The sequence below is a fragment of the Acidobacteriota bacterium genome (assembly GCA_035529075.1).
Taxonomy (GTDB): domain Bacteria; phylum Zixibacteria; class MSB-5A5; order GN15; family FEB-12; genus DATKXK01.
Window position 1 is genome coordinate 217998 of the sequence record DATKXK010000005.1, and the last position, 26881, is coordinate 244878.

Here is a 26881-nt window from a genome sequence, read left to right on the forward strand (position 1 = left end):
CCTTTTCTTATTTGTCACGTGTTATTGATTCTCGGTTTTCAGGGCCTTGGCGCTCGATGGCTCAGCCGTCACGGCGCGGACCGGCACGGCGAAGAGCGATTTGCTGAAGGTGCGGGCTATCGCCGGCAGAAGCAGCATGGTCACCAGACCGGAGATGACCATAATGGCGAGGAAGAAGGAACCGACCGTGATATACGGCACCAGCGTGGAGAAGAGCATGGGCACGAAACCGATGGCGATGACCAGCACGTTCCGGCCGATCGCCCTGCCGGCCCCCTCGAATATCTCACGGAAGGACTCCCTGAAGTCCTTCGTGCGGGCATGAACCATGCGGAGTCGCTGGATGAAGTGTATGGCAAAGTCGACCGACAGCCCCAGCGTCAGAGAGGAAAGCACCGCCACCGGCATGTCGTACGGCTTGCCGATGAAACCTATGAAGCCGTAGATGGCCATGATCGTGATCGACAGCGGCAGCATCGAGATGACCCCCCACCGGAATGACCGGAAGAGGAATATCATCATGAGGAAGACCACGGCGTAGGAACCGAGCAGCGAAGAACGCATGCCCGTGACCATCTGACGCTGCCATTCGACGTTGATATAGGGCAGCCCGGCCCAGTGGACCGTCACACCCGGCGGCGGCGGGTTCGAGGCCAGAAAACGCGTGCCGCGCTCAACGACGCCGGAAACGGCGCGATTGTCGCCGTTCTTTAATTGCACCCAGACGTTGGCCTTGTCGTATCCGGGCGTCACGAACTTGAAGAGGTCGTCGGGATCACCGCCCGACAATTCGAACAGGAAGAGCAACTGGGCGATTTCCTGCCGGGATTCGGGCAGGGCGAGCCTGGACGAGTCCGCGCCGAACAGCTCGTATCGGACCTTCTTGACAATGTCGGTCAGGCCGGTGGTGGCCCCTACAATGTCTTCCTTCTCCAGTTCGCGCTGGAAAGATTCCATGTAGACTGCGACCTGCGGAGATTTCATCAGGTCTTCCTCGTCACCCTGAAAAACGAGGTAATTCACGTACGTGCCGGCCAGGTGCTGATTCATGGCTGTATCGGCGACGCGGATGGGGTGGGAGCGCTTGAACCACTTCACGGGGTTGTCGTTGACCTCAATCATGGTGAGACCGACGACGGCGACGACGACGACCGCCGCCGCAGCGCCGATAATGCCCTTGTGGTGCCGGTAAGAGAAGTCGCGAAACGCGTGCATGGTTCCGGTCAGCAGGCCGTGCTGATCGTCAACGGCCCCAAAATTGCGCAGTGTCCGGGTCGATATCAGCATGGCGATGGCCGGATTCAGGGTGATCGAGAGCAACCAGGCGACAACGATGCCGAAGGCCACGAAAATGCCGAACACGCGTACCGGGGGAATCGGGGTCAGAGCCAGGGAGAGAAACCCGGCCACGGTGGTCAACGAGGTGAAGAGCATGGGTACGAACAACTCGTTGATCGAGTGGCGGATGGTCGAGTCCTTGTGCTTGTATCGTTTATAATGATCGTGGAATTCGGAGATGATATGGATGGAGTTTAATACGGCGATGGGAATCAGGAAAATGGGTATCATGGAGGACATGATGTGCACGGTATTGCCCGTCAGGATAAGCAGTCCCATCGACCAGATCACCGACATCAGGGCGACCACCATGGGGGCGAGAATGATCTTGATCTTTCTGAAGAACAACAACAGCAGCAGGAAGATGATGAGCATGGCGGCAGGCGCGCTGTAGGCCATCTGGGCAAACATCTCCGCGCCAAAGGAGTCTTCCGCCAGCGGCAGTCCCGCAATGTGATACTCGGCGTCGCCGCCGTGCCTGTCTATGATATGACGAATTTCTCCGGCGATCCGGTGCGACATATCCTTCGATTCGATAGGTATGAAAAGCGCGACCGCCTGGCCGTCATCGGAGGCCAGCTTGCCGCGCAGAATCGGGTTGTCGAGAATGCGCGTCAGGATATACGCGGCCTCTTCATCCGAGGCGATCTCCCCGCCCATGAGCGGCTTTACGACCAGCATGCCGCCCGGTCCCTGTTCGATGTCATCGACGGTCGAGGGAGCCAGTATGTCCCGGACAATCACGCCGTCGATCTGGAGTATTTCAGCCGTAATCCGGTAGATGCGGTTGAGCATGTCCGCCGTGAAAGCGGTCGGCTGTTTCACGACGCCGACGGCGATGAAATCGTGCAGGTCGAAATCTTCCTTGGTAGCGCTGTGCAGCAGGCGGGTGGGCTCGTCCGACTCCAGCATGTTCTGCGGATCGGTGTCAATCTTGATCCTGGGGAATTGGGCGGCAAAAAAGGCCGTCACCGCCACGGCAATGGCGATGACCAGCCACGGTCGTCGTATAGAGAAATCCGTCAGTCCCTTCTTCATACTCCATCCTCTTTCCTGGGCGGTTGATGTTTCCAGTGTTAGATGGGTCTCGGACAGAAATGATTCAGATTTTTTCGCGGCTGACGGCGGCGCGTAAGCTGTTGGCGCGGGCTAAGAAAGCCGGTGTGGGCGGAGTGGGGGAAAGGAACCGAGGCCGGTTGTGGAGGTTATGGAAGGCTCAGGGCTTCCGGCCGAACTTCTTTTCCCACCGTTGCTTGAGCAGGGCGTTGAGTTTGCTTTCGAGAGACGGCGGTAGCGGTTCGGGTTTGCCATCCCGGCACAGACTGACCGTCATCTTCATGGTGTCCACCATGATACGGCAATTAGTGCACTGGCTGAGGTGTTTCCTGATCTCGGCACAAAGCTCAGGATCGATCTCGCCGTCGATATAATCGCTGAGATCCTCAATGTATTCTTCACAATGTCTTGCCATAACTTCCCTCGAATACTTCTGCCAGAAAATCGCGCAGAGCCAGCCGGGCACGAAGAATTCTGGACTTGGTCGCCGCCTCGCTCTCGCCGATCAGCCGGGCCACTTCTTTGACCGACAACTCTTCGACATAGCGCAACAGGAACGCCTCGCGATACTTGTACGGCAGTTCGCCTATGGCCTTGTCAATCACGCGTCGTAACTCCGCCGTTTCGAGCTCCTGGTGGGGGTCGTGCCAGTCAAAGAGCTGATGGTCCTCGGGGCCGGCGCCGTCGGAATGGCCGGCCGGCAGGTATTCCTGAAGCGGTTTGAGATCCACCTGTTTTCGGCTTGCGTACAGCGCTCGCGACTCGTTCAGGGCGATGCTGTACAGCCAGGTGCCGAACGACGACTCCAAGCGAAACTGGTCAATCTTGTCAACTGCCTTCAGGAAGGTTTCCTGCACGATGTCCTCGGCGTCCTGCTTGTTGCCGGCCAGTCTCCGGGCCAGACCGTAAATCCTGTTCTTGTGCCGGCTGAGCAGCTCCGAAAAAGCGTCAAAATCACCGGCCTGGGCTCTCTGGACAAGTTCCCGTTCACTCATACGATTTAAATATAGACAAAACGATTCAAAGTTTATATCAAAAAGGAGCGGGTGGCAGAAGCAGACCGCGGGTGCATCATGTGTCTTCTCCGCACGCGGGGCCGCGACCGCCGGTACGCCGCTTTGCCGCCGGCCGTGACTGAAAGAATACGGCCCCGGCGGCGATGTTGAAATATGCAAGTCGCGGGAACCTTTCACGCGGCTACCGGGTAATGAATAGAGGGTTGGCGATTGGACTGACTCCTTGACGTGACACCATATCGCCGACTAGCCCCGTGCCGACTCCCTCCCCCCCGGCACGGGGTACATTTTTCCGGTCATTTCCACATTTCGCGGAGAAGGAAGAACTCCGTTGGGGTCAGCGCAGAGCGTACACGGCGGCTCGGCGCGCGTCGCGGTTCGCGGCCGGGAGCGCATCCCGGAGTCCGTGTTTCTCTTCCATTGGCCGAGTCTCGGGGAACATTTTCACGCCCGATTTTGTAGTAGAGTCTGATAGGCGGCTGGAATGACTCCTCGAACGACATCAATGCCGCCTTTGGCCCCGCGTCGATCCCCTCCCCCCCGGCGCGGGGCACTTTTTTTGTGGCTTTGCTGGACCCACTATGTTGATTATTTACAGGCTCTTGAGGGGAATCTGGGAAAAAGACCGGCCGGCCGGGAACATCTCGCGCCCAAACATTGTAGTAGAGGCTGACTGGCGGCTGGACGGACATCGGGATATGACAACCATGCCGTCAGTCGACCCCGGGCCGTCTCCCTCCCCCACGGCACGGGGTTTCTTTTTGCCTGAAATAACCCGACGGTTTCCAATCAGGAAAGGGGAGTAGCGGGAATCGGGTGCTTTCCGAGAGTCGTCTTTAGAACTTGACCCAGCGCGGGACCCTGGGGAAGGGGAGGACGTCGCGGATGTTGGCCATGCCGGTTATATACATGATGGCGCGGTCGAAACCGAGGCCGAACCCGGCGTGCGGAACCGAACCCCACCTGCGAATGTCCAGGTACCAGAAGTAGTTGTCGAAATCCGTGATGCCCTTGGCGGTCATTCGATCCTTCAGAACGTCGTAGCGGTCCTCGCGCTGGGAACCGCCGATAATCTCTCCCACCTTGGGTACGAGCACGTCCATGGCGCGGACCGTCTTACCGTCGTCGTTAACCTTCATGTAGAAGGACTTGATCTCTTCCGGGTAGTCATAGACAATGACCGGTTTTTGGAACGTCTTTTCAGTCAGGTAGCGTTCGTGCTCCGATTGCAGATCGCGTCCCCAGCCGACCGGGTACTCGAAGGGTTCACGGGCCGACTCGAGGATTTTCACCGCCTCCGTATAGGTGAGGCGCTCGAACTCCGACGACGCAACCGCCTCCAGCGTCCGGCATACGTCCTTGTCGATCCACTTGCTGAAGAACGCCATTTCGTCGGCGCAATCCTCCAGCGCGAAACGGAAGAGTGACTTCACGAAGTCCTCAGCGAGGTCCATGTTGTCGTCGAGCTCCGCCCAGGCCATTTCCGGCTCGATCATCCAGAATTCGGAGGCGTGACGGCTGGTATTGGAGTTCTCGGCTCGAAAGGTCGGCCCGAACGTATAGACGTCACCAAGGGCGGTGGCCAGAAGCTCGGCTTCGAGCTGGCCGGAAACCGTCAGAAAAGTCTCGTGGGCGAAGAAGTCGGCATCCCAGTCGACCTGGCCGTCCTTGCGCGGCACGTTTGACGGGTCAAGGCACGTGACGCGGAACATGTCGCCCGCGCCCTCTGCATCGGAGGCTGAGATAATAGGCGTGTGGATGTAGTAAAAGCCCCGCTCGTAGTAGTACCGGTGGATGGCGTAGGCAAGCTTGGAGCGGATGCGATTGACGGCACCGAACGTGTTGGTGCGGGGACGCAGGTGTGCGATCTCGCGAAGGAACTCGAACGAATGGCGTTTCTTCTGCAGCGGGTAGGCTGAGTCGGCATGGCCCACCACGTCGAGCGTGTCCACGGCCACCTCGTACTTCTGCCCCTTGCCCTGTGAGTGGATCAGACGACCACTGATCCGGACCGCCGCGCCGGAGAGTATCTTTTCGACGAGGGGAAACTTCTCCGGGTCGTTGACGACCCCCTGGATATTGCTCATGCAGGAGCCGTCGTTTACGTCAACGAAAGCAACCGCCTTGCTGACGCGGGCGCTGCGCACCCAGCCGAGGATTATGACCTGGGAGTCGACGGGGACGCTGTCATCGACTAGAATGCGGGCAATCTTTGTCCTCGATTTGTAATCCATTTTCGGTCCTTGTGCCCTGTGTGAGTCACGTGCCCCTTGATCCGGGGCCGCGGGCGGCCGACAGGGCCACTGGCTAATAATAGCAGAAATGCCCCTAAGCGCAATATATAAGGAGTAATAGCCGCCCGTCGGGGTCGGGCCCGATCCTTTTTGTGCCCCGGATGGAACTTCCAGCTCTATCGGACGTATACACAGGTACACAAGAAGGGTTTTGCTCCTAGCGGCGAAAGCCGAACACTTCCTGACCTATCATTCGCGTTCGCCGCCGGCCCGTAACGGCCGGCGGCGAACTTTGTTGTGCCCATTCGTTACCTGCTGGTCGGGATTCTGCGTCGGGAGGCCGGTGGAGCCCTGGTTCGCCGCGTGCCGCACGCGGGCGAGCGGCGACACTAATTATTCTGACATTCCTCTACCAGGGAGCGATAGCGGCTTATAAGGCGCGACGTGTTCTGCTTCGACGTCGATTCGGCCAGAATGTTGAAGGAGGCCCTGAAACGGTCCGGTGAGACCAGGACCCAGCTGTCGTCCTCGAGAATCCGTACGCCGTCGACCAGCTGCCGCTTCTTGCTGCTGGAGTCGGTGATCAGTCGGCGCATTACCAACCCCTTCTTGGACCAGGGGCAGGGCACCGAGACGCTTGCGCGCACGTATTGTTCGAACTTCTGGCGCAGTTCTCCGAACCTGGTGTTGGCGTGGGTCATCATTTCGAGAATCTTGGCCGTGGTCAGGATGGCGTCGGAGCCGGTCTGGAAGCCCGGGAAGATGAAGCCACCCCTTGTCCCGCCGACGAAATCAGCTTTTCCCTGCCGGCGGGCTTCCATCATGGCCAGGTGAGCATCGGCCACTCGAATGACCTCGACCCCGTGCTGCCCCGCGATTTCCTCGACTCCCATGGAAGCGCTGATCGGCACCGCGATCGATCTCGGGCGCTGCGCTCGGATGTACAGTTCGGTAACCAGCAGGAGAAGCAACTGACTGTCGACCGGCTTGCCCCGTTCGTCGACCACGGTCAGTTTCTCCGCAGTCGGGTTGAGCGCGATCCCGAGGTCGGCCTTCAGAGACGTGACAATAGCCGAGAGCTGGACAATCGACTGCGCCTGTTCCGCCGAAGAGGTCGAGAACTTGCGCGGATTGAGACTGGCGTTCAACTCGGTGGCGGTCACCCCCAGTATGGAGAAGAGCGTGGGGAAGATCTGCGACGAAGAACCGTTGGAGTGGTCGATAACGAGCTTGAAGGCGGCATTGCGGATCGTCTTGACGTCTATCTCGGCCAGGAACGCGTGGCGATAGTCCTCGATGACGCGCTGGGGGGTGTCGAGATGGCCGATCGTGTCCAGGGTTGCGCGCTCGAAATCCTCGCCGAAGTAGTTCCGTTCAATCTTTTTCAGCTTCGCCGTTGGCATGTCCAGCCCGCTACCGTCAAAGATGATGATGTCAAGCTGACGGTAATCGTCGGGGTTGTGCCTGACGTACATGCCGGCGGCATATTTCCCCTTGGTCAGGGCAAAGCGCACCACCGGAATCGGCATGGTCTCGAGGTCCGAGACGTTGACGCCGGAGGCCAGCAGTCCGGAGATGAAACTGCGGCGAAGCAGACGGGAGATGTCCGAGGCGTCCCGGCTGGTCACGACCGCCGCACCCCGGCCCAGTGAGGCACCGAAAGCCGCCCCGAAGCGAACGCACATCTCCGGGCTGATCTCGGTCAGGGCCAGGCCCGTCACTTTCGAGTCCGTGAACAGTTCCCGGTTCCACTTCTCACCCCAGACCAGGGAACTGGAGACTATGGCCCCATCGTCGACTCTCTTGGCCGGCCAGATTTTGCAGTTGGCCTTGATGGTCGATTCGTCGCCGAGAACGCAGTCGTCAGATACGATGACGTTGTCCTGCAACTGGACGTTCTTGCCCAGCCAGGAACGCCCGCATATAATGGCACTGCTGGCCACGCTGTTGGGGCCGATGGTCACATCCGGCCAGATCGTGGTGTCCTTGAGTCGACACCGGCGGCCGATCCGGCTCCGCTGGCCGACCGTGCAGTTCTGAAGTCTGGCTCCCGGCTCCACGACGACGTCATCGCCGAGGATGACCGTTCCGGCCAGCTCAACGTCCTCTTCGACACGAACATTGGCCCCCTTGAACACGACGCCGCCGTCCAACGCAGTCCGCTCGACTTTCAGATCGAGATTCATGAGTCCGGCGTACAGGTCCTGATGCACGCGCCGGTATTCGTCAACGTTGCCGACGTCCTTCCAGTAGCCGTCCATAACCTTGCCGTACAGTCTCATTTTCCGGGAAAGCATGAGCGGATACAGGTTCTGCGAGAAGTCAAAGTCCTGGTTGGCGGGAATCAGTTCGACGGTGCCCGGCTCCAGGATATAAATGCCGGTATTGATGGTATCGGAGAAGGCTTCGCCCCAGCTCGGCTTTTCCAGAAACCGGACAATGCGACCGTCAGATTCGGTGAGGACGATTCCATAGCTGAGGGGATTCTCGGCGCGGGTGAGCAGAATCGTGGCCTCCGAGCCGCGCTCCCGGTGCCACTTTATAGCTTCCGCCAGGTCGAAATCGGAGATCAGGTCGCCCGAAATAACGATCACCGTTTCGTTGATCTTGTCCAGAGCGCACCGGACGGCTCCGGCCGTGCCGTAATCGTCATCCGGCTGACGGTACTTCATGTTGACCCCGTAAGCGCTCCCGTTGCCGAAATGAGCCCTGATGGCGTCTCCCTGGAAGTACAGCAGCGAAGTGACGTCGGTGATGCCGTGCCTGGTCAACAGCGTGACCACGTGCTCCATCATCGGCAGGTTGCCGACCGGCACCATCGGCTTGGGGATATTAATGGTGAGCGGCCGCAACCTGGTGCCGAACCCCCCCGCCATTATAATCGCTTTCACGAACGGATTCCCTCCGCCACGTAGGCAATTAGTCTGCCAGCATGTCCATTTCGAGCATGCGGGTGCTGACCTCAAAGAAATCGGTAAAGCCAGTATAACGAATATTCTCTCGGAGGCAATACTGTTCGAGGTCTTTTTTGGCAAAAACGACGTCCGCCTCCCTGGTTGCGCAGGCATCCGAGAGACCGTCACCCACGAAGACAACGAGGCAATCGGAGCCGACTCCGGCCCGGTATTCAGCGATGCGCTCACCCTTGCAACTGCCGCATCGGCGGCACTCGCGGTTGACGTACGGGAATTCGATGCTGATGCCGTCACCGACAAGGCGCCCGACGTTTGACAGGAACTTAAGATCGGAGTGCCCGTGGCGGTCCAGAAGGTACCTGATATAAAAGTCCAGGCCCTCCGATACGATGATCGGGTCCACCCGGTTACGGCGGCAGAGTTCCGCAAACCGTGAGAAGCCGGGATCGAGACTAAACCGGTCGAGAAATTCGTGGATCTCTTTCGGGGTGGCGTGCACCATGGCGGCTTCGCGCAGCAGGCATTCACGGGTGGAGATGCGCCCTTCCATCCAGTCCGGGATCAGTTCGTCGTTCCTGCCGCCGGAGAAATGGTTAAACAGCGTGTACCCGATGTCGGTCGTCGCGACCGTACCGTCGAAATCGCAGAATATCAGGAGGGGCTTCTTTCTCATACAGTATCAGCCCGCCAGCACAATTGTTGACAGCAGGAGGGCGGCCAGCATGAAGCACAGCAGCCAGTAACGGTAAAACGCCGAGCGGCGGAACATTTCCGACAGGACGATCAGGCGCGTGAGGGTGGCCAGCAGCACGATTATTATGCCCCACCTGGACAAATCGGCAGAGATCGGCCAGCCGAGCACCGAGAGCAGGGTTGTGGTCAGGAACCACACGAGGAAAAGATACCACATCACCCGCTGAACGACGACAAGCACCCCGAGATCAAGCACCCTGTCCTTCATAACAGACCTGCCAGGGGTTCCCAGGCCAGGCGAAAAGCCAGATAAAGCATGGTAACGAAGAACAGGATCTTCACGACGAACGGTTTGGCCAGAGTGCCGAAGTAACCTCCGATTTTGCCGCCGAAAATGATGCCGAGGATCACCGGCGACACGACAGCCGGGTCCAGGCGCCCGCTGAGGAAATAGACGGCCGTGGCGGCGGCTGCGGAGAAACCTATCAGGAAGGCCGACGTCCCCCTCGCCGTCGTCAGCGGCAGCCCGACGATCAGAAACAACAGGGGGATGATGATGACTCCCCCGCCGATACCGATCATTCCGGCCAGGGTCCCGGCCACGTAGATGAGCGCGCTGCACAGCAACAGGTAGCGCTTCCGACTGTCCTGAAAGGTCATCCGTTCCGAGGGCTGCCGCCCTTTGAGGAACGCGAAAGCGGTATAGAGCAGGACAGCCGTGAACATGAGCCTCAGCAAATCGGTGGGCACGTAGCTGCTGAGAATGCTCCCGGTAATGTTCCCCATGGCCATGAAGATGGTCAGTACCACCACCAGTTCCAGGTCGACCATGCCGCGCCTGAGGTATTCCGTGGAGGACGCGATCGAGTTTACGACGATTGCCGCCACCGAGACCGGAATCGCCGTCTTCATATCAAGACCGGTCGCGACGGTGAGAAAGGGCACCATGACGATGCCGCCGCCCAGCCCGAGATAGCCGCCGAGCACGCCGGCGGTCAGTCCGCAGATGACGTAGAGTAGGTAATCGCTCATGTGGAGGGTTCCCGCAGGAGCCTGGAGGCTGTTTGAATCTCGGGCCTCTGGTGGATAAGCACGCGTGCATATGCTTCGTACGTCCCGAATCTCCGTTCGCAGGCAATCTGCTGCAGCCGCATCTTGATATAATCGGCGTACTTCGCAAACTGGCGGGCGTCGTCCGCTCTTGCTCGTCTCAGGAGTTCTCCGACGGCCTTAACCGTCTGGATGCGGGCGCGTTCGAGGCGGGACAGGTCGACGAGCAACTGGGCACCGCGCGTGGCCCGGGAGACGAATCGGAAATTCTCGCGCACCGCGAATCGCTCCAGTCGCCTGAGCCAGTCGTCGGAGAGGCGGAAGCCATCGGAGGCGGCGATGATTTCATCCTGGTGTTCGTGAGCGAACTTGTACAGCAACAGCGAGTTTTCAAGCGCGCGGGGGAACTCGCTTCGCTCGACCGACCTGAGATAATGGTCCGGAACCAGGCCGTGCCCGGTGTCGTTGAGCGTGGAATCGAACTCGTTGAGGTAAACGTCGCCGTCAAGGTAGTACCGGGAAATAGTCAGCCGCAGGCCGCTTCCGTCGGGAAAGCGCGTGAACCCCTGGACAAGACCCTTGCCGAACGTAGTATCGCCCACCAGGACGGCTCGGCCCAGTTGCCGCAAGGCTCCGGCGACGATTTCGGCGGCCGACGCAGTGCCGCGATCAACCATGACCGCCATGGGAAGGCCGCCCGTGCGGTCCTGCCCGCTCGAATAATGGGCTTCCCTGTTCCAGCGCGAGCGGCTGTCAGTGCCGACAATGAACCGGCCGGCCTCCAGGAACAGATTGGCCGTTCGATATGCCTCCGCGAACAGGCCTCCCGGATTGCCGCGAAGGTCAAGGATGACGCCGCAGGGTGTCCTCTTGCGGTCTGCAAGCAGGGAATCAAGGGCCTCGGCAAGCTCTTCTGAGGCTCCGGCGTCGAAATCCAGCAGGCGAAGGTACAGAATGCTGTCGGGAGTGAAGCCCGCAAACGGCACGTGCATGAGGTCGATGCGGCTGCGCGTTATATCCAGAAGTAGCGTATCGTCACTGACCGGACGCAGCACCTTCACCGCCACCTCGGTGTCCTCCCTGCCGCGCAGCAGGCTGCTGGCGCGTTCCGGCGACACCTGCGCGAGAACGACACCGTCGGCCTGGATGATGACGTCTCCGGTCAAAAGCCCGCCCCGTGAGGCCGGACCGCCCTCCCGGACCGACATGATCATCAGCCCCCTCTGGTGGGGAATGACGGTCACGCCGATGCCGCCGTAGCTGCCGGTCATCTCCTCGTCCATTTGCTCGAACAGTTCCGGCTCCACGTATGATGAGTAGCGGTCCAGTTGCAGGAACATCTCGTCCATCGCGGATCGAAACATGCCGTCCCAGTCCAGTTGGCCGGAATACATGTGTTCGACCTCTACGGCCAGATGCGCCAGCGAGACCGCCCGGTGCAGCCCGCGGTCGGACAGGACGTACACGGCCATGGTTCCGCAGATCCCGACCAGGAGAAACATGAAGAGGACGGACAGAAGAACGATGCGACGATTGAACGACTGGACGTGACTCATTGCCGGCCGAGTTTCCGGATCAGGTGGTGTTTGACGTCGTCAAAGACTTCATCTACCGAACGGGACGCGTCGACGACCTTGACGCGCCGGCTCTCCTTCCGGGCGATTTCCAGGAAGCCTCGGCGGACCCTGCGGAAGAAGGCCCCGGATTGTGACTCGAGGCGATCGGGCTTTTTCGTCCGCCTGGCCCGGGCCGCCGAAAGGTCCAGGTCGAAGACGAGAGTGAGGTCGGGCTGGATTTGCCCGACGGCCACCCGGTGCAGCGATGTCACCATGCGGATATCCAGGCCGCGCCCATACCCCTGGTAGGCGGTAGTGCTGTCGTAGAAGCGGTCGCACAGGACAATCGTTCCCGCCTGAAGGGCGGGCACGATTTCGCAGGCCATGATCTCCGCCCGGGCCGCCTCGTACAGCAACAATTCGGTGATGGGAGACATCTCGATCCGCCGGTCAAGCAGGATTCTTCTGATTCTCTCCGACACACGGGTGGCGCCCGGCTCTCTCAACTGCCTGACACGGTAGCCCTGAGCCGTAAGAAACCGCGCGGCGCGTGCCGTCTGAGTCGACTTGCCGCACCCATCCACTCCCTCGAACGTGACAAACAGCCGCGGCCGTCTGACTCTCGTGGCTTTCCTTTTTGTACGTGCCTTCGTGACCATGAAAAAAACCGGCGATCGTTGATCGCCGGTTAATCTACTCAATTCGCGGATTGATTCAAGACTATTTTTTCTTTCTGACCACGCGCTGAGGAAGGGTTGTCCTCGTGGTCGTTTTCTTCGTGGTCGCCTTTCTCTTGGCCGGCGGTTTTGCGGCCGCGGGTTTCTTGGCGGCGGCTCGTGCCGCTTTCGGCCGCGCCTTTTTCCAGCCGTACCTGGCGATGAATTCCTCGGTCAGGCGGCGGGCCTCTTCGTCCGTGTACTGGATGGGCGGCGACTTCTTGAAATAGGACGAGGGCTCCACCACGGCCCCGGACAGCTTGTTGTCAAGGGCCAGCTTGCAGCACCTCACGGCGTCGATCACTACGCCGGCGGAGTTGGGGCTGTCCCACACTTCCATCTTCATCTCGATGTTGAGCGGCACGTTGCCGAAGGTGGTACCCTCCATGCGGATGTAGGCCCATTTGCGGTCGTCAAGCCACTCGACGTAGTCGGACGGTCCGATGTGGATGTTTCCGGGCTTCATCTCGTAGGTGAGCTGGCTGGTAACGGCGTTGGTCTTGGAGATCTTCTTTGACTCCAGGCGCGACCGCTCCAGCATGTTCAGGAAATCGGTGTTGCCGCCGACATTGAGCTGGCTGGTCCGCTCCAGCTTCACGCCGCGATCGAGAAACAGGCGCGTCAACACGCGATGGGCGATGGTGGCACCCACCTGTGACTTGATATCGTCCCCGATGACGGGCAGGCCTTTCTCCTTGAAGCGCTTCTGCCAGTAAGGCTCGCGGGCGATGAAGACCGGGATGCAGTTTACCAGGCCGCAACCGGCTTCCAGAATCTGCTCCACGTACCACTTTGTGGCCTCCTCCGAACCGACGGGCAGGTAATTGATAACGACGTCCGTGTTGGTGTCTTTCAACAACCTGACGATGTCCACCGTCTCCCCGGGAGCTTTCTCGATGATCTGCGAAAGGTAGTACCCCAGCCCGTCGTGCGTCATGCCGCGCTGCACGGTGATTCCCAGTTTGGGCACGTCGCAGAACTTGTACGTGTTGTTCGGCCAGGTGTAGATCGCCTCGGAAAGATCCTTGCCCACCTTGTTCTTGTCGATGTCGATGGCGGCTGAGAATTCGATGTCCCGGATGTGGTAGCCGCCGAGATTGACGTGCATAAGGCCGGGCACGACGTCCTCGTCCTTGGCCTTCCGGTAAAACTCAACTCCCTGCACGAGGGAGGAGGCACAGTTGCCAACGCCGATGATGGCCACGCGCACTTTTGCCATTCCTTTGACCCCTTGCTTGTATGGTTCCTTTATGACCTGTTGACTTTTCTGCCTGCGGCAAGGATACAGGCGCCGTGACGGCGGGGTCAAATTATATTTGCACCGCGGGCAAAAATATATAATAATAGTATAGCTATTGTGACCAAATGGTCATGTGAGGTGTTGCGCAACGCGCCCTGCGGCCTGCCGCCGGGGCACTGATACAGGCAGGTTTTTCAATGCTCGATGAAAACACCGTCGCCGACCTCGTTGAGCGCGGCGTAATCAACGATACGTTCCGGCGGCTGCCACGGCAGAAGAAGAATCAGATCTACCGGACGGCGGTGGCGCTGTTCGGTGAGTATGGGTACGACGGTCTGCCGGTGGACAGGTTATGCCGCGAGGCCGGAATTTCGAAGGGATCGTTCTTCCAGTATTTTCCGTCGAAGAGCCACCTGCTGGAGTTTACTATCCTCGTGTTTGACGACTACCTGGTCAAATGGCTGGCCGAGATTCGTCGGCAGGAGAAGACCGTCTTCGCCCGGGAGCGGCTGCGCTACCTCTACGAGGCGCTGGTTCTTAACGCCAAACTGTACCGATCGGAGCAAAGGTTCTACCTTTTTGTGACTCACGCCCTGCGACACGCGGCGGTGGTGACGGAGGGGATTGACCTGGAACGGCACTTCCGCCAGTACGTGTGTGAGATTGTCGAGCGTGCCGCGCAGACGGGCGAGATACGTGCAGACTTCGAAGTTGATTTGACCGGCTACCTTGTCTCGAACATCATCGAGGCCTTGGTGCAACGCCAGTTCTCCGGCCACAGGACGCCGCGACGCGAGACCGAGGAATACCTCGTTTCGTTTCTCTTTGACGGCATAAAGGGATAGGGCGGCCTCGGTCGGCCAGGCACCGGGGTGCCGACGGGAGCTGAGCGCTTGACGGGCCGGGTGAGTACGGCAACTGCTCTCAGGACGGGAAATCGAACCTGTCCACGGAGATGATCTTGCCGACAGCTTTGCGGGTGCGGGGAGCCTGGTCCTGCTCGCGCTCTTTTGGACCCAGGAGATCGGCCGGGCCCTCGTAGCCGAGAGAAATCACGCACATGACGTGGTATTCATCGGGAATGGCAAGGGCCTGCTTGATGGCCGGTGCCTTCCAGCCGGCCATCGGGTGCGCCATCAGGCCTTCAGTGACGGCCCCCAGCAGCAGCGACATGGCGGCCAAACCGCAATCGAACTGGTAATATGCGATTGGATCGTCGTCGCGCGTGTAGTCGTCCTGTTCCCGGGCGCAGATAACGACGAGAACCGGGGCTCGGGCGGCCCACTGGTTGCCGCGAGCCAGGGCCGAGACCACTTTCGCGTGCTGCTGAGTGTCGGATACGAATATAAACCGCCAGGGCTGGTTGTTTGAACAGGAGGGTGACCAGCGGACGGTCTCAAACAGCCGTTCAAGGACGTCCTGCGGCACGGGCCTGTCCAGGTAGGACCTCCGGCTGCGCCGCTCAAGGAAAATCGATTTTACCACAGTACCACCTTCCGGACAAGAGGAAGCTGCTTTTCTGCTATATCTTCCGGGCTACGGCGGGTTTGAAGTCGCGCCGGGCCAGAAGCTCTTCCTGCCGTTCGCGGATCATGGCCTCGCTCATCTTGAAATGCGGCCCCACCTGCTCGATCATGACAGACGACGTGCAGGAGGCATAGCAACCGGCTTGCCACAGGTCGCCGCCGGTCCTGAGGTATTCGAAAACGAACCCGCCCATGTACGTGTCACCGGCGCCGGTAGCGTCGACGAGGTCGATTTCGTAGGGCGGGATGTTGATGAATTCGTCGCCGTCGTAGATGACTGACCCCAGTTCGGCCAGCGTAACGATCACGAGGCGCGGCCCCCACGACTTGATAATCCTGGCCGCCTCGTAAGGGTCCTCGCGGCAGTTGATCCCGGTGAGTACCATGCCCTCCAACTCGTTCGGCTTGACGATATCGCATATACCGAGAATGCCTTCGATACCCTCCGGCTTTTCGTGAAAGATGCGGCCGTTGTCATGTGCTCCGCGCAGCAGGCCCTGCGGGTCGCAAAAGAGCAGGCCGTCATGATTGGCGCGAATGTCACGTATGTCTTCGAACGTCAACTCCTTGAGAATGGGCCCGAGCAGCACGGCCCCGGAGTCCGCGTACGCTTGCGGCTCAAGCCGGCCAATGCCGCCGGCCCGACCGAGCAGGTCGAGCGTGCGGTTGCCGAAGTCGTCGTAGTAAATGAGCGAGAAACCGCCGGACTCGCGAGAGGGGACAATCTCATGCTGCATGTGGTAAGGTGCCAGGTCGCGGATAAACTGTTCTTTGAAGTCGTCGCCGATTGCCCCGATCAGCCTGACCTCTTCACCCATCTTGGCCAGGGCAAGCGCGGCGTTGGTGGAACAGCCGGAGAGAATCCGCTCTTTCGTGTCGACTTTAGGAGTCCTGATGTAGTCGTATACAGGGTTGCCGATCGCCGTGATCACGGGCTTAGCCGCCTTTCTTCAAACCGAGCAGGAAGCGGGACGCAGGCGGGCAGTCTGGCTGGCGGCTTACGGGCGGCGTTGGTGCGTGCCTGATCATGAGATACCGGGTTTTTGGGGGTCACGCTTCCCGTCTGTCGTCCAGGATCTTTTTTGTATAAACCAGCCGCTGGATACCGGTGATAAGCGACGTCACGCCGACCACTATCAGGGCGAATTCCAGCCAGCCCCCGCGCGGCCAGGTCCCCGAGGGCAGGTAGATTTCGACCAAGGAGCCTGCTATTATCAGGACGAATTTCTCCAGGCGGCCGACGATGCCTACCGCGCAGTTTTCGATCCTGCCCATGGATTCGGCAGCGGCGCGCGTGTAACTGGCGATCATCATGCCGAAGAGGGCAAACAGGCCCCAGCCCGGATGAACTGCTCCGGACAAAGTGATACCGGCCAGTATAAAGAACTCCCCGTAGCGGTCTGACACGTGGTCCAGGATGCCGCCGAAGAGGGTTCCCATCTTGCCGGCTCGCGCCGTCGCGCCGTCGAGCATATCGGTAAGCGCCGTGGCCAGCATCCAGAACACTCCCCAGCCGAGCGCACCTTTCCAGAAGCAGATGCCGGATATGAGAGCGCAAAGGACTGATGCACCGGTCAGGAAGTTCGGCTTCAGGCCCAGCCGCAGGCAGATTTTACCCAGAACGAGCGATGACTCCTCGTAGAACTGCCGCTTTCGCTGATTGATCCCCGGCAAACCTTGTACGTCCCTGCTCATATATGCAGTGGGAATATACCGGTTGCCACCGGCGGCGTCAATTTATATGCCCGTGATATTTCGCTGCCGCCGTTTTGTCCGTCCCGTTCCCGCTTAGAAGCTGATTGACATTGGCAAAGTTGAGCCGAATATTGACCGCAATGTTTGTCGATTACGTTGAGATTGAGGTGGTTGCCGGCAACGGCGGGCAGGGCTGCGTGTCTTTCCACACGGAGAAGTACATTCCTAGGGGCGGCCCGGACGGCGGTGACGGCGGTGGTGGTGGTGACGTCGAAGCGGTGGCCGACAGCAACCTGACCACCCTTCTGGATTTTCGGTACCGGGCGCGGTATAAAGCCGAAAACGGACAGCCCGGATCCGGTTCACTGAAAACCGGAAGGTCCGGTCAGCTGGTGCGAATTCGGGTACCGGTGGGTACTATCGTAAAAGACCTGGATAGTGGCGCTCCGGTGTGTGACCTTGACAGCCCGGGGGCGGAGATTACACTGGCGCGTGGCGGAAAGGGCGGGCGGGGCAATGCCTTTTTCAAGTCGCCAGTCAATCAGGCCCCGCGCAAGGCTCAGCCGGGCCTGCCCGGCGAAAGCCACCGTCTGTCTCTGGAGTTGAAACTTCTGGCCGACGTCGGCCTGGTCGGTCAGCCCAACGCCGGCAAATCAACCATCCTGGCCACTTTTTCGGCGGCGCGGCCAAAGATTGCCGAGTACCCGTTCACAACACTGATTCCCAATCTCGGTATTGTCAGGCTCCGGGAGTACAAGTCCTGCGTCATGGCCGACATTCCGGGATTGATCAAGGGCGCGGCCGAGGGTAAAGGGCTGGGACACCAGTTTCTCAAACATATCCAGCGGACGGCCGTGCTGGTGTACGTGATTGACGTCAATGATGATGACATTACGAACACTCAGGCCGTACTCCAGCGAGAACTGGCCGGGTTTGACCCGGCCCTGCCGGCGCGACCGGCCCTGACCGTGATTTCCAAAGTGGACACGTTGTCCCAGCAGGCGCTAAAAGAGGTTTCCCGGCGCCTGCCTCAGGAGTATATTTACCTGTCGGCCGTGGCCGGCACTGGTTCAGACGCGTTTCTTCAGGCCATAGAGAGAGAACTTGACCGGGAGCGAACTAAAGGAACGACTGACTGACACTATCGCCCTGCTGTCGATACCGGGTATCGGTCGCGGGCGGTTTCGCAAGCTGGTGGAGCGGTTCGGCACGCCGGCCGGTGTTCTGGCGGCCTCCAGGTCGGAACTGGAGTCAGTCTCGGGCCTGTCACATACCATTGCCGGTGCCGTCAGAGAGGGATACGACGGAGAAAAAGCCCGGCAGGCGGCGTCACGCATCATGCAACTCGGCTGGTCGGTGCTCTTTCCGAAAGAGGAAGGATATCCGCCGCTGCTCAGCGAGTTGGTCGACCGGCCGGCGGTTTTGTTCAGATCGGGCGATGACCGGCAGCCGGTAGAGAAGGTCGTGGCCATAGTCGGGACCCGTCACGCCACCGAGAAAGGGCGTCGTTTTGCTTCCCATCTGGCGGGCGAATTGGCCCGTGCCGGAATTCCGGTGGTTTCGGGCATGGCCGAAGGCATTGACGCCGCCGCGCACCGGGGTGCGCTCGATGCCGGTGGCCGCACAATCGCGGTCTGGGGGACGTCGCTGGACATCGTGTACCCGCCGTCCAACGGGTCGCTTGCCCGTGAGATTCTGCAGAGCGGCGCCATATATTCGGAGTACTTGCCCGGGACCCGTCCCGAGAAAACAGCCTTTCCGGAGCGCAACCGGATCATATCCGGGATATCCGAGGCGGTCGTGGTAGTGGAAGCCGGAGCCCGTTCCGGGGCACTGATTACCGCCCGCTGCGCCATCGATCAGAACAGGGAGCTTTTTGCCGTACCGGGGGCACCCGACGCGGCAAACGCCGAGGGCACTAACGCCCTGATCAAGAAAGGCGCCAACCTTTTGACCCGTGTGTTTGACATATTCGATCACCTCCCGCGGCTGAAGGGTGAAGTAGCCGTTAAGCGATTTCAGGCTCTTCCCGACATGACGGAGACGGAGCGCAGGATGGTCGGTTTTCTCTCGGATTGCCCGGTGCAAATCGACCAGTTATCCCGGGCGGCCGACCTTGCCGTTCCCGAACTGATGGGGTTCCTGCTGGCGCTGGAGGTAAAGGGGGTGGTGCGGGAATTGTCAGGCAAGCGATTCGTGCTTACTGAATAGACACCATGGTGGTTAGAACGGCAACGATCGTCAATAAGCTCGGCCTGCACGCCCGCCCGTGCGCGCAGCTTGTCTCCACGGCCGCTAAGTACGACTCAGTAGTGCATTTCACGAAGGACGAGTTGCGGGTGAACGGCAAATCAATCATGGGCGTGATGATGCTGGCGGCTGAGAGGGGATCTGCAATAAAGGTTGAAGCCGAAGGTCCGGATGAAGAACAGGCTGTGGCCGATCTGGTGCAGGTTATTGAATCCGGCTTTGGCGAGGAGATCTGATATTGTCCTTGTTTTGCGCGGGCCGGTTTATCTATCATGGTCGTGCGTTTGGAAAAGACAAGGCAGGGCAATAGGATATGGTGGAGCGGTACAGGCGCAAACTGCTGAAGGGTCTGCCGATCTCAGCCGGGATCGTGATGGGTCGCGGCAAGGTCATTCTGCCCGGCGACGTGCGCGTAGCCGAGGTTGCCGTTACGGCTTCGCGCGTCGGGGAGGAAATCGCCGCTCTGGACTCGGCGGTGGCTCAGACCATCGCCGAATTGCGCCGCATCAGGGACACGGCCGGCAAAAAAATCGGCGGCCCGGTGGCGAAGGTCTTTGACGCTCAACTGCTCATCGCCGGTGATTACGAGTTCCTCAACAAGGTCAAGGAACAGATTGCCCAGCGGCGGCGTAACGCCGGGTACGTCTACAACCTCCTGGTCGAGAGAACCACTCGGCCGCTGAATAAATCGCCCGATCCCTACCTGCGCCAGATGTCGCAGGATATTGTGGCCGTGTCCAGCCGCGTGCTATCATATCTGGCCGGTTACGAAGAAGAGTCGAGCCTGCGCTTTCCCACCGGCACCATCGTGATTGCCAAGACGCTGACTCCCGGAGAGGTCCTGGCCTACCGCAACCGCAAGGTGGTCGGTTTTATCGTCGGTGAGGGCGGACGCAACTCCCACATGGCACTCATCGCACGGTCGCTCATGGTCCCGGTTGCCGTCATTGCCGACCACTGGCGGCAGATACCGGATAACTGCCGCATTATTGTCGACGGCACCAGCGGAGCGGCCATCATCGACCCGACCGACGCTGAATGGGACAAGTACCACAAGCTAAGGAAACGACAGGGACCGGCCGCGGTCTCGCGGATAAAAAAACTGGCGCAGATACCGCCGCAGACGGTCGACGGCCTGCCGATCCAGATCGCCGCCAATCTCGAACTGCCGGGACCGGTGGACGCTATCCTGTCCGCCCGGAAGATCCCGGTCGGGCTGTACCGGACGGAGTTTCTCTACCTCGAGCGAAACAGCTTTCCTGACGAGGAGACGCAGTACGATTTCTACCTGCAGATCTGCGAAGCTTTTCCTGACAGCGAAGTGACTCTGCGCACGTTCGATCTCGGCTCTGACAAGGTCGCGGGCGATGGTTTTGCGAAGACTGAGGATAACCCCGCCCTCGGCTGGCGCGGTATCCGGTCAATGCTGGAGATGACGAGCGTCTTCAAGGACCAGATTCGGGCCATGTTGCGCGCGTCGGCCCACGGTAAGATCAGGATAATGCTGCCGATGGTAACCGATGTGGCCGAGTTCGAAAAGGCCAAGAAACTGGTTTCGCAGGTTATGTTGGACTTGCGCCGCAAGGGGATCCCATTCGACGCCGACGTCCCGCTCGGCGTGATGGTCGAAGTGCCGTCGGCTGCTCTGACTGCCGACCAGTTGGCCCGCAGGGTCGATTTTATCTCGATCGGTACCAATGACCTTACCCAGTATACTCTTTCCGCCGACCGCAGCAATGTCCGCGTGGCTGGACTGTACAACCCGCTGCACCCGTCCGTCCTGAACCTGGTGAAGATGACGGTGGACGCCTGTGCCAAACACGACATTCCCGTATCCATCTGCGGCGAAGCGGCCGGTGATCTACTGGCCCTGCCGCTGTTCATAGGTATGGGAGTGAAGCAGCTTTCCATGAACCCGGCCAGGATTTTCGACGCTTGCCGCCTTGTCAGAAAAATCGACTTCAACCTCGTGCGCCTTCTCGTCGGCTCAGTCATGTCCAGTGAAACCAGCTCAGCCGTGAAGAGAAAACTGGACGCCTACCGGTCGGGGCTCGAAAAGAAAAGGACCGTCCGATGACCCGGCAAGACCTTCTGGCTCAACTCGATGATGCCGACCGCATGCGCGCTCTCGACCCGAGCGGCATGTACGATCGGATCCGGGGCCTGCCCGAGCAGATGCAAGATGCCCTCGCGATCATGCGCCGCCGAGAGGTCCGGAGAGAGGGATTTCATGACGTCACGGAGGTTGTCATAGTCGGCATGGGAGGTTCAGCAATCGGCGGTGACCTCGTACGAACACTGACGCACTTGCAGTTGCAGGTTCCGCTTCAGGTTTGCCGCCATTACCGTCTGCCCCAATACGTGGACGAACGAACCTTGGTCATAGCCTCCTCGTACAGCGGTAATACCGAGGAAACGCTGTCGGCGTTCGCGGAGGCTCTTGACCGTCGATGCATGTTTGCGGCGATCACCACCGGCGGCAAGCTCGGGGAGCTGGCAAGGGTGAACGGAATCCCCACTGTCCGTATCCCGCCCGGACTGCAGCCTCGGGCGGCCATCGGATACTCGTTCGTGCCGCTTTTGATGCTGCTGGAGGAGGCGGGGCTGGTCGAGGGGATGGCTGATCAGGTTTCGCGTACAACGGCTAACTTGGTCTCGCTCCGGGATCGGTACGACCGCAGCGTGCCGGCCGCGGACAATCCGGCCAAGCAGCTTGCGGCGCAGATTCACGGGCGCGTGGCAATCGTCTACGGCGGCCCGGAACTGACCGACGTCGTGGCCGTCCGCTGGAAGGGGCAGATATGCGAGAACGGCAAGAACATGGCCTTTGCCAACCAGTATACGGAGTTCAACCATAACGAGCTGGTCGCGTGGTCGCGCACGATCGCCCCGCACCGGGATCACCTGGCCGTGATTCAACTTAAGGATGCCGGTGACCACCCCAAGGTGAGCCGACGCCGGGAAATCGTCGGCTCGATCATCGAGGGATTGGGTGTGCCCGTTGTCGAAGTAGCATCCAGCGGCACCGTCCCGCTGGAACGCATGTTCAGCCTTATTCAAATGGGTGATTTCGTTTCCTACTACCTGGCCGTTCTTAACGAGGTTGACCCGACGCCCGTCGATGCCATCGAAACTCTGAAGAGGAAACTCGCCGAATCCGGGTAGCCGCATGAGCACCCTGCCGGGTACTGCCTGCGACATCCGACGCGAAGAGGCGCCGGCCGTGGCCGATCCCGGGTGCCCCGTTTGCCGGGAGGCGTTCCCGGGCACGTCGGGTGCGGATGATTCTCCGGACGAGTTCGTCGACTGATCCTCCGTTCGACGCCGGAACCGCCGATAAACCGCAATTGACATCACGATTGACTGACATATATTACCCTATGCGACACCTGCTGCGAAAACTCCTTCCGACCGTACCTTCCGCGCTGATCTCATTCTTCCTGCTGGGGACGCAGTCAGCCGTGGCGCAGGCAAGCGGCGACACGATCGTGCGATGGGATCGCACCAGTGCGGCGATTCTTGTAGCCGTCTTCTCGATAGTCGTGCTGCTGTACACGCGATGGGCCAAGGCGGGCAAGTCGCTTTTCCTGCGCAAGATTCCCGGCCTGGAGGCGGTTGAGGAAGCGGTGGGTCGGGCCACCGAGATGGGCCGAGCGGTGCTGTACATTCCCGGCATTCAGGAACTCGACGATATCGAGACGGTGGCCGGTATCTCCATTCTCGGAAGGGTTGCGAGAATCGCCGCACAGTACGACACGCCGCTGGTGGTGCCGGTTCGGTATCCTCTGGTGCTGGCTGCGGGCCAGGAAGTAGTTGAGCAAGCGTATGTCGAGGTAGGCAAGGCGGATGCGTACAACAAGGATATCGTACGCTACGTGGCCGGGGAGCAATTCGCATTCACGGCCAACGTGAACGGTCTCATGATGCGGGATCGACCGGCCGCCAACATTTACATGGGCGCCTTTTTCGCCGAATCGCTGCTGCTTGCCGAAACCGGGAATGCGGCGGGCTCCATTCAAATTGCCGGGACCGCCCGCCCGGAACAATTGCCCTTCTTTATTGCGGCCTGCGACTATACGCTTATGGGAGAGGAACTGTATGCCGCCTCCGCATACCTGTCCCACGAGCCGCTGATGCTGGGCGGTCTTAAAGGGCAGGACCTGGTGAAAATCCTCATCATTATCTTTATCGTCGCCGGGGTCATCCTCGTGACTCTGGGCATCGGTGACACTTTCCGCAGCTGGTTTGATCTGGGGAATTGAGCGTGAGAACGGTCATTCCAGTGGTCGTGGCGTTCCTTTCGGGCATCGTCATGGTTGTATCCTTCTTTTTCAATCCGGACCGGACCATACTCGGCCGGATTGAGCCGATGGTGCTCAACTGGGTAACGATTGTCGGCGGGTTCACGCTGCTGCTGGGTGTCGTTTCGATCACGCGCGTCAACTGGAGCGGCGTGCGCCGGAGGCAGGACGGCTGGGTGTACAAGTGGTTCACTCTTCTGTCGCTGTACGTCATGGCCATACCGGCGCTGCTGCCGTCGTCATGGTCGCCGCTGTTCGGGGACGCCCGGGGTTCGATCTACGATTGGCTGTTTACGCACGTCGATTCTCCCATGATGTGCACGATGTTTGCCATGCTGGCCTTTTACATCGCCTCGGCGGCTTACCGTGCTTTCCGCGCCCGAACACTCGAGGCGACGCTGCTGCTTGTGGCCGCCGTGCTGGTGATGCTCTGGCGGATCCCGATGGGTGAGGCGTTCCTGCGCCTGTTCAGCGACAGCCTCCCGGGTTACATCAATACGTTCCTGATGGGCGGAGTCAACGCGGCGGTGCAACGAGGCATCGTCATCGGCGCTGCGCTCGGGGCTGCCTCGATGTCGCTGAGGATACTGCTCGGTATCGAGCGAACGTACATGGGGAAGGGTTAACCCGTGGGTTTCTGGGAGAAATTCGGTTCTCTGGACCGCCGCCTGATCTATCTCATGGTGGCGCTGGCGGTCATTTTCCCGCTGATCGTCCCCGCCACCTTCAAGGTTTACGTTACTCCCGAGGCCCAACAGCTCTATGAGGCCGTTGAGGCGTTGCCTGATTCCTCGAATGTCATGCTCACCTTCGACTACTACCCGTCGACTCTCGCGGAGACGGAACCGATGTCCATCGCTGCGCTGCATCATTTGTTCCGCAAGAACTGCAGGATCGTCACGCTGACGACGGTTCCTCTGGGCGGCCCCTCGATTGCCGAGCGCGTGACGCGATCCGTCGCTGAAGAACTCGGTAAAGTCTACGGCGTGGACTACGTCAACCTGGGTTTCAAGTACGGGTACGTGGCGGTGCTCAAAGGGATGGGCACGTCAATTGAGACCATTTACCCGACCGACAACTCCAGCACACCGCTGGCGGAGCTGCCGATGATGCAGTCAATCAGGAATTACGGCGATATCCGCTTCATCTTTGTCGTCTCGGACAACAACATAGTCGACTACTGGATTTCGATCGTCAACGCCGAGTATGCCGTTCCGGTCGGCTGCGGGGTGACGGCCGTATCGGCGCCGAAGTATTACTCGTTCACGGCCTCGGGACAGGTGACCGGCCTGCTCGGCGGGATGAAAGGCGCTGCCGAGTACGAACAACTGGTGCAAAAAGAGGGGTTGGCCGTGGCCGGTATGGCCATGCAGTCGCTGGTTCACCTGCTCATCATTGCTCTCGTCGTCGTGGGCAACATAGCCTATTTTGCCACCGGGCGCCAAAAGAAGGGGGCGGCCCGATGAGTCCGGTGGAAATCCTGCAGGTCTGGGTTGCCGCCTTTTTTACGCTGGCCTTATTTTCGTTTCTTTACCGGGATAACCCGTTTTTCAAGCTGGCCGAGCATATTTTTGCCGGTCTGTCGGCCGGGTACTATATCGGCGTGGTCTGGAAATCGGTCATTCTTCAGCAGTTGTGGTACCCCATGCAGGCCGGCCACTGGGAGCTGGTTTTCCCGGCTATGCTTGGTCTTCTCATGTTTGCCCGGCTGTCGTCCAAGTACTCCTGGATATCACGGGTTTCGCTTGCCTTCGTCATCGGGTGCACGGCCGGCGTGTTTCTGATCTCGCAACTGAACGGGATGGTTCTGCCGCAAATGCAGGCGACCATGCTGTCGCTGGGTTTCGCCGACGGAATCGTGGAGATGCTGCTGGCGGTGATTGTAGTGGTGGGAGTCATTTCCACCCTGATCTACTTCTATTTTTCCAAGGAGCATACGGGCGTGATGGGGGTAACGGCCAAGATCGGTATCTGGTTCATCATGGTCGCCTTCGGCGCTCATTTCGGATACACGGTCATGGCCCGCGTCTCGCTCTTGATCGGGCAGGTGTATTTCCTGTACCACCAGTGGTTGGGGTCGTTTTCGGATATCTTCTGAGCAGGCCGGTGACACGGCGGCGGTTTCTTTGTATAATCCTGTGAGGTGGCTCTGTCAAATGCAGGAGGATAAGTGAAAAGCATGTCCAAATACTTCGGGCCGCTTGTGGCTGTTGTGCTGCTGACCGGCTGCGGCTACAGTCCGGACAAACCCGTGTATGACACGGTCGAAAATCCCGACGGTTTTCCGGTCATGGCGGTTCAGCTCCTGGATGATATTGAGAACGACCAACTTACGGGCCTGGACGAAATAAGCGAGGCGTTCGGCCAACTGTACACGGAGCATTCTGAACTGCTGGACAATGCGGCCTGGCGCGCTATTATTGACCGCCTCGGCCTGCGGCTGCACTACAAGGCCAGGCAGTTACTCAGGCAGGGCCTGCCCGGGTTCACGGGGGCCTCAGGGTATTTCATGCTGGCGGCCTTTGCCCGGCCGAAGGATCCGGAGGTCACGCGCGACGGCCGTCTTTTCACGTGCTGGCGAAAGGCCGTCACGGATACAACTGCCGGTGCGCTTATTGACTCCCTGGCGCAGGACTCCTCGCCGGCTGTCAGACTTAACCTGGCCAGGTTCTTCATGCTCAATGACTCGTTGCATCGACAGTTCGGACGGGAATACCTGATCGGGAACCTGTTTGCGTCACCTTCCGGCGAGAGCGCCATCTCCGGGTCGGCCGGGTTGACGGCTCTTGACAGAGCCTTTGCCGCCCACCTGGGCCTTTATGACTTTCCCCGGGAAGAGGCCATGGTGTCGTTCGGCGAGCAGTCAGTTGACCTGCTTTGCGCCGGATTCGTACCCCTGGGCGAAAACGTCTATCGCGCCGAGTTGTATTTCTATCCTCGTGAACGGATTGAATCCGACTATTCCGTAGCCCTTCGGATCACCACCGCCGGCGTGAGCGCGGAATCCCTGTTTGATCCCCTCCGCTTTGTGCCCTTCGATTTTCCACCGGAGGTGCCAACGTCGCGCTGGGAAAAGGGAAAGGTGGCTGCCGCATACCGGATCATTCGTTTTCTCGACCCGATTTCCGACGTCGCGGTCGGTCTGGTCGACGTCAGCGCCGAGCCCCGGCGCTACCTGAAGCCCGCGGGTGCCGACGGCAATTGTTTCCGTTTTTCGAGCGGTACGGGGCAGTAGTCGAGACGGGCGGGGGGGTGTGCTTGTATGCCGGGGAGAAGCGCTCCGCTTTTCTGCTTG

The 26881-nt window shown here is 59.8% G+C and carries 26 protein-coding genes; 12 read left to right on the forward strand and 14 right to left on the reverse strand.

Translation table 11 applies throughout. From position 1 onward, the window contains the following. Positions 1–21 precede the first annotated feature (21 nt). The 11 genes from VMY05_01640 to VMY05_01690 all read right to left on the reverse strand — a co-directional run bounded on the left by VMY05_01640 (position 22) and on the right by VMY05_01690 (position 13793). Positions 22–2376, reverse strand: a complete 2355-nt coding sequence (locus VMY05_01640) for an MMPL family transporter (GenBank protein HUV29783.1) — start codon at positions 2374–2376, stop codon at positions 22–24. A gap of 178 nt (positions 2377–2554) precedes the next feature. Further along, positions 2555–2809: a zf-HC2 domain-containing protein gene (locus VMY05_01645; GenBank protein HUV29784.1), complete on the reverse strand. Its 255-nt coding sequence runs from the start codon at positions 2807–2809 to the stop codon at positions 2555–2557. After that, entirely contained in the window at positions 2793–3389 is a 597-nt protein-coding gene (locus VMY05_01650) for a sigma-70 family RNA polymerase sigma factor (protein ID HUV29785.1), read from the reverse strand. Before VMY05_01650 ends, VMY05_01645 begins: the two co-directional genes overlap by 17 nt. Positions 3390–4246: 857 nt before the next feature. After that, positions 4247–5644 carry an asparagine--tRNA ligase gene (gene asnS / locus VMY05_01655; GenBank protein ID HUV29786.1) on the reverse strand — a complete coding sequence of 466 codons (1398 nt, stop codon included), beginning with the start codon at positions 5642–5644 and terminating at the stop codon, positions 4247–4249. A 389-nt stretch (positions 5645–6033) separates the two neighbouring features. Continuing rightward, a complete protein-coding gene (locus tag VMY05_01660; protein ID HUV29787.1) occupies positions 6034–8535 on the reverse strand; it encodes a sugar phosphate nucleotidyltransferase in 2502 nt (833 codons plus the stop codon). A gap of 28 nt (positions 8536–8563) precedes the next feature. Beyond that, positions 8564–9232, reverse strand: coding sequence for an MtnX-like HAD-IB family phosphatase (locus tag VMY05_01665; GenBank protein ID HUV29788.1), 669 nt, complete (start codon positions 9230–9232; stop codon positions 8564–8566). 6 nt (positions 9233–9238) lie between these two features. Beyond that, complete coding sequence (locus tag VMY05_01670) at positions 9239–9520, reverse strand: hypothetical protein (GenBank protein ID HUV29789.1); 282 nt, start codon at positions 9518–9520, stop codon at positions 9239–9241. Then, positions 9517–10284, reverse strand: coding sequence for a sulfite exporter TauE/SafE family protein (locus tag VMY05_01675; GenBank protein HUV29790.1), 768 nt, complete (start codon positions 10282–10284; stop codon positions 9517–9519). Before VMY05_01675 ends, VMY05_01670 begins: the two co-directional genes overlap by 4 nt. Next, positions 10281–11858 (reverse strand): S41 family peptidase, encoded by a 1578-nt coding sequence (locus VMY05_01680; protein HUV29791.1) that lies wholly within the window; start codon positions 11856–11858, stop codon positions 10281–10283. Before VMY05_01680 ends, VMY05_01675 begins: the two co-directional genes overlap by 4 nt. After that, on the reverse strand, positions 11855–12517 hold the full coding sequence (gene tmk, locus VMY05_01685; protein ID HUV29792.1) for a dTMP kinase: 663 nt from the start codon (positions 12515–12517) through the stop codon (positions 11855–11857). Before tmk ends, VMY05_01680 begins: the two co-directional genes overlap by 4 nt. 61 nt (positions 12518–12578) lie before the next feature. Next, positions 12579–13793, reverse strand: a complete 1215-nt coding sequence (locus tag VMY05_01690) for an inositol-3-phosphate synthase (GenBank protein HUV29793.1) — start codon at positions 13791–13793, stop codon at positions 12579–12581. A 218-nt stretch (positions 13794–14011) separates the two neighbouring features. On the opposite strand from VMY05_01690, the gene VMY05_01695 reads away from it, so the two are divergent. Beyond that, a complete protein-coding gene (locus VMY05_01695) occupies positions 14012–14659 on the forward strand; it encodes a TetR/AcrR family transcriptional regulator (GenBank protein HUV29794.1) in 648 nt (215 codons plus the stop codon). Between the two features lie 79 nt (positions 14660–14738). On the opposite strand, the gene VMY05_01700 is transcribed toward VMY05_01695, so the two are convergent. The 3 genes from VMY05_01700 to VMY05_01710 form a co-directional block, all read right to left on the reverse strand. Further along, the gene (locus VMY05_01700; GenBank protein ID HUV29795.1) at positions 14739–15299 is read right to left on the reverse strand and encodes a nitroreductase family protein; all 561 of its coding nucleotides are present in this window, start codon (positions 15297–15299) and stop codon (positions 14739–14741) included. Between the two features lie 37 nt (positions 15300–15336). Next, a complete protein-coding gene (locus tag VMY05_01705; protein HUV29796.1) occupies positions 15337–16272 on the reverse strand; it encodes a PfkB family carbohydrate kinase in 936 nt (311 codons plus the stop codon). 118 nt (positions 16273–16390) lie between these two features. Then, complete coding sequence (locus VMY05_01710; GenBank protein ID HUV29797.1) at positions 16391–17035, reverse strand: CDP-alcohol phosphatidyltransferase family protein; 645 nt, start codon at positions 17033–17035, stop codon at positions 16391–16393. 140 nt (positions 17036–17175) lie between these two features. On the opposite strand from VMY05_01710, the gene obgE reads away from it, so the two are divergent. The 11 genes from obgE to VMY05_01765 all read left to right on the forward strand — a co-directional run bounded on the left by obgE (position 17176) and on the right by VMY05_01765 (position 26821). Continuing rightward, positions 17176–18174, forward strand: coding sequence for a GTPase ObgE (gene obgE / locus VMY05_01715; protein ID HUV29798.1), 999 nt, complete (start codon positions 17176–17178; stop codon positions 18172–18174). After that, positions 18140–19246 (forward strand): DNA-processing protein DprA, encoded by a 1107-nt coding sequence (dprA, locus tag VMY05_01720; protein HUV29799.1) that lies wholly within the window; start codon positions 18140–18142, stop codon positions 19244–19246. Before obgE ends, dprA begins: the two co-directional genes overlap by 35 nt. Before the next feature lie 5 nt (positions 19247–19251). Next, a complete protein-coding gene (locus VMY05_01725; GenBank protein ID HUV29800.1) occupies positions 19252–19521 on the forward strand; it encodes an HPr family phosphocarrier protein in 270 nt (89 codons plus the stop codon). A 77-nt stretch (positions 19522–19598) separates the two neighbouring features. After that, the gene (gene ptsP, locus VMY05_01730) at positions 19599–21362 is read left to right on the forward strand and encodes a phosphoenolpyruvate--protein phosphotransferase (protein HUV29801.1); all 1764 of its coding nucleotides are present in this window, start codon (positions 19599–19601) and stop codon (positions 21360–21362) included. Beyond that, positions 21359–22450 (forward strand): bifunctional phosphoglucose/phosphomannose isomerase, encoded by a 1092-nt coding sequence (locus VMY05_01735; GenBank protein HUV29802.1) that lies wholly within the window; start codon positions 21359–21361, stop codon positions 22448–22450. Before ptsP ends, VMY05_01735 begins: the two co-directional genes overlap by 4 nt. 4 nt (positions 22451–22454) lie before the next feature. Beyond that, positions 22455–22595, forward strand: coding sequence for a hypothetical protein (locus VMY05_01740; GenBank protein ID HUV29803.1), 141 nt, complete (start codon positions 22455–22457; stop codon positions 22593–22595). Between the two features lie 70 nt (positions 22596–22665). Next, positions 22666–23547: a DUF6754 domain-containing protein gene (locus tag VMY05_01745; GenBank protein HUV29804.1), complete on the forward strand. Its 882-nt coding sequence runs from the start codon at positions 22666–22668 to the stop codon at positions 23545–23547. 2 nt (positions 23548–23549) lie between these two features. Then, positions 23550–24212, forward strand: coding sequence for a hypothetical protein (locus VMY05_01750; protein ID HUV29805.1), 663 nt, complete (start codon positions 23550–23552; stop codon positions 24210–24212). A 3-nt stretch (positions 24213–24215) separates the two neighbouring features. Continuing rightward, a complete protein-coding gene (locus tag VMY05_01755) occupies positions 24216–25052 on the forward strand; it encodes a hypothetical protein (GenBank protein ID HUV29806.1) in 837 nt (278 codons plus the stop codon). Then, positions 25049–25684, forward strand: a complete 636-nt coding sequence (locus VMY05_01760; GenBank protein HUV29807.1) for a hypothetical protein — start codon at positions 25049–25051, stop codon at positions 25682–25684. The genes VMY05_01755 and VMY05_01760 overlap by 4 nt, the downstream gene beginning before the upstream one ends. A gap of 81 nt (positions 25685–25765) precedes the next feature. Next, a complete protein-coding gene (locus VMY05_01765) occupies positions 25766–26821 on the forward strand; it encodes a hypothetical protein (GenBank protein HUV29808.1) in 1056 nt (351 codons plus the stop codon). Positions 26822–26881: the final 60 nt, after the last annotated feature.

Excerpts from the sequence above, each read along its gene's own strand:
- VMY05_01765 (HUV29808.1), top strand. The coding sequence starts at position 25,766 with ATGTCCAAATACTTCGGGCCGCTTGTGGCTGTTGTGCTGCTGACCGGC.
- VMY05_01650 (HUV29785.1), bottom strand. The coding sequence starts at position 3,389 with ATGAGTGAACGGGAACTTGTCCAGAGAGCCCAGGCCGGTGATTTTGAC.
- VMY05_01760 (HUV29807.1), top strand. The coding sequence starts at position 25,049 with ATGAGTCCGGTGGAAATCCTGCAGGTCTGGGTTGCCGCCTTTTTTACG.
- VMY05_01640 (HUV29783.1), bottom strand. The coding sequence starts at position 2,376 with ATGAAGAAGGGACTGACGGATTTCTCTATACGACGACCGTGGCTGGTC.
- VMY05_01670 (HUV29789.1), bottom strand. The coding sequence starts at position 9,520 with ATGAAGGACAGGGTGCTTGATCTCGGGGTGCTTGTCGTCGTTCAGCGG.
- VMY05_01735 (HUV29802.1), top strand. The coding sequence starts at position 21,359 with ATGACCCGGCAAGACCTTCTGGCTCAACTCGATGATGCCGACCGCATG.
- VMY05_01675 (HUV29790.1), bottom strand. The coding sequence starts at position 10,284 with ATGAGCGATTACCTACTCTACGTCATCTGCGGACTGACCGCCGGCGTG.
- VMY05_01695 (HUV29794.1), top strand. The coding sequence starts at position 14,012 with ATGCTCGATGAAAACACCGTCGCCGACCTCGTTGAGCGCGGCGTAATC.
- VMY05_01710 (HUV29797.1), bottom strand. The coding sequence starts at position 17,035 with ATGAGCAGGGACGTACAAGGTTTGCCGGGGATCAATCAGCGAAAGCGG.
- VMY05_01680 (HUV29791.1), bottom strand. The coding sequence starts at position 11,858 with ATGAGTCACGTCCAGTCGTTCAATCGTCGCATCGTTCTTCTGTCCGTC.
- VMY05_01665 (HUV29788.1), bottom strand. The coding sequence starts at position 9,232 with ATGAGAAAGAAGCCCCTCCTGATATTCTGCGATTTCGACGGTACGGTC.
- VMY05_01725 (HUV29800.1), top strand. The coding sequence starts at position 19,252 with ATGGTGGTTAGAACGGCAACGATCGTCAATAAGCTCGGCCTGCACGCC.
- asnS (HUV29786.1), bottom strand. The coding sequence starts at position 5,644 with ATGGATTACAAATCGAGGACAAAGATTGCCCGCATTCTAGTCGATGAC.
- VMY05_01740 (HUV29803.1), top strand. The coding sequence starts at position 22,455 with ATGAGCACCCTGCCGGGTACTGCCTGCGACATCCGACGCGAAGAGGCG.
- VMY05_01745 (HUV29804.1), top strand. The coding sequence starts at position 22,666 with ATGCGACACCTGCTGCGAAAACTCCTTCCGACCGTACCTTCCGCGCTG.
- VMY05_01645 (HUV29784.1), bottom strand. The coding sequence starts at position 2,809 with ATGGCAAGACATTGTGAAGAATACATTGAGGATCTCAGCGATTATATC.
- obgE (HUV29798.1), top strand. The coding sequence starts at position 17,176 with ATGTTTGTCGATTACGTTGAGATTGAGGTGGTTGCCGGCAACGGCGGG.
- tmk (HUV29792.1), bottom strand. The coding sequence starts at position 12,517 with ATGGTCACGAAGGCACGTACAAAAAGGAAAGCCACGAGAGTCAGACGG.
- VMY05_01690 (HUV29793.1), bottom strand. The coding sequence starts at position 13,793 with ATGGCAAAAGTGCGCGTGGCCATCATCGGCGTTGGCAACTGTGCCTCC.
- ptsP (HUV29801.1), top strand. The coding sequence starts at position 19,599 with ATGGTGGAGCGGTACAGGCGCAAACTGCTGAAGGGTCTGCCGATCTCA.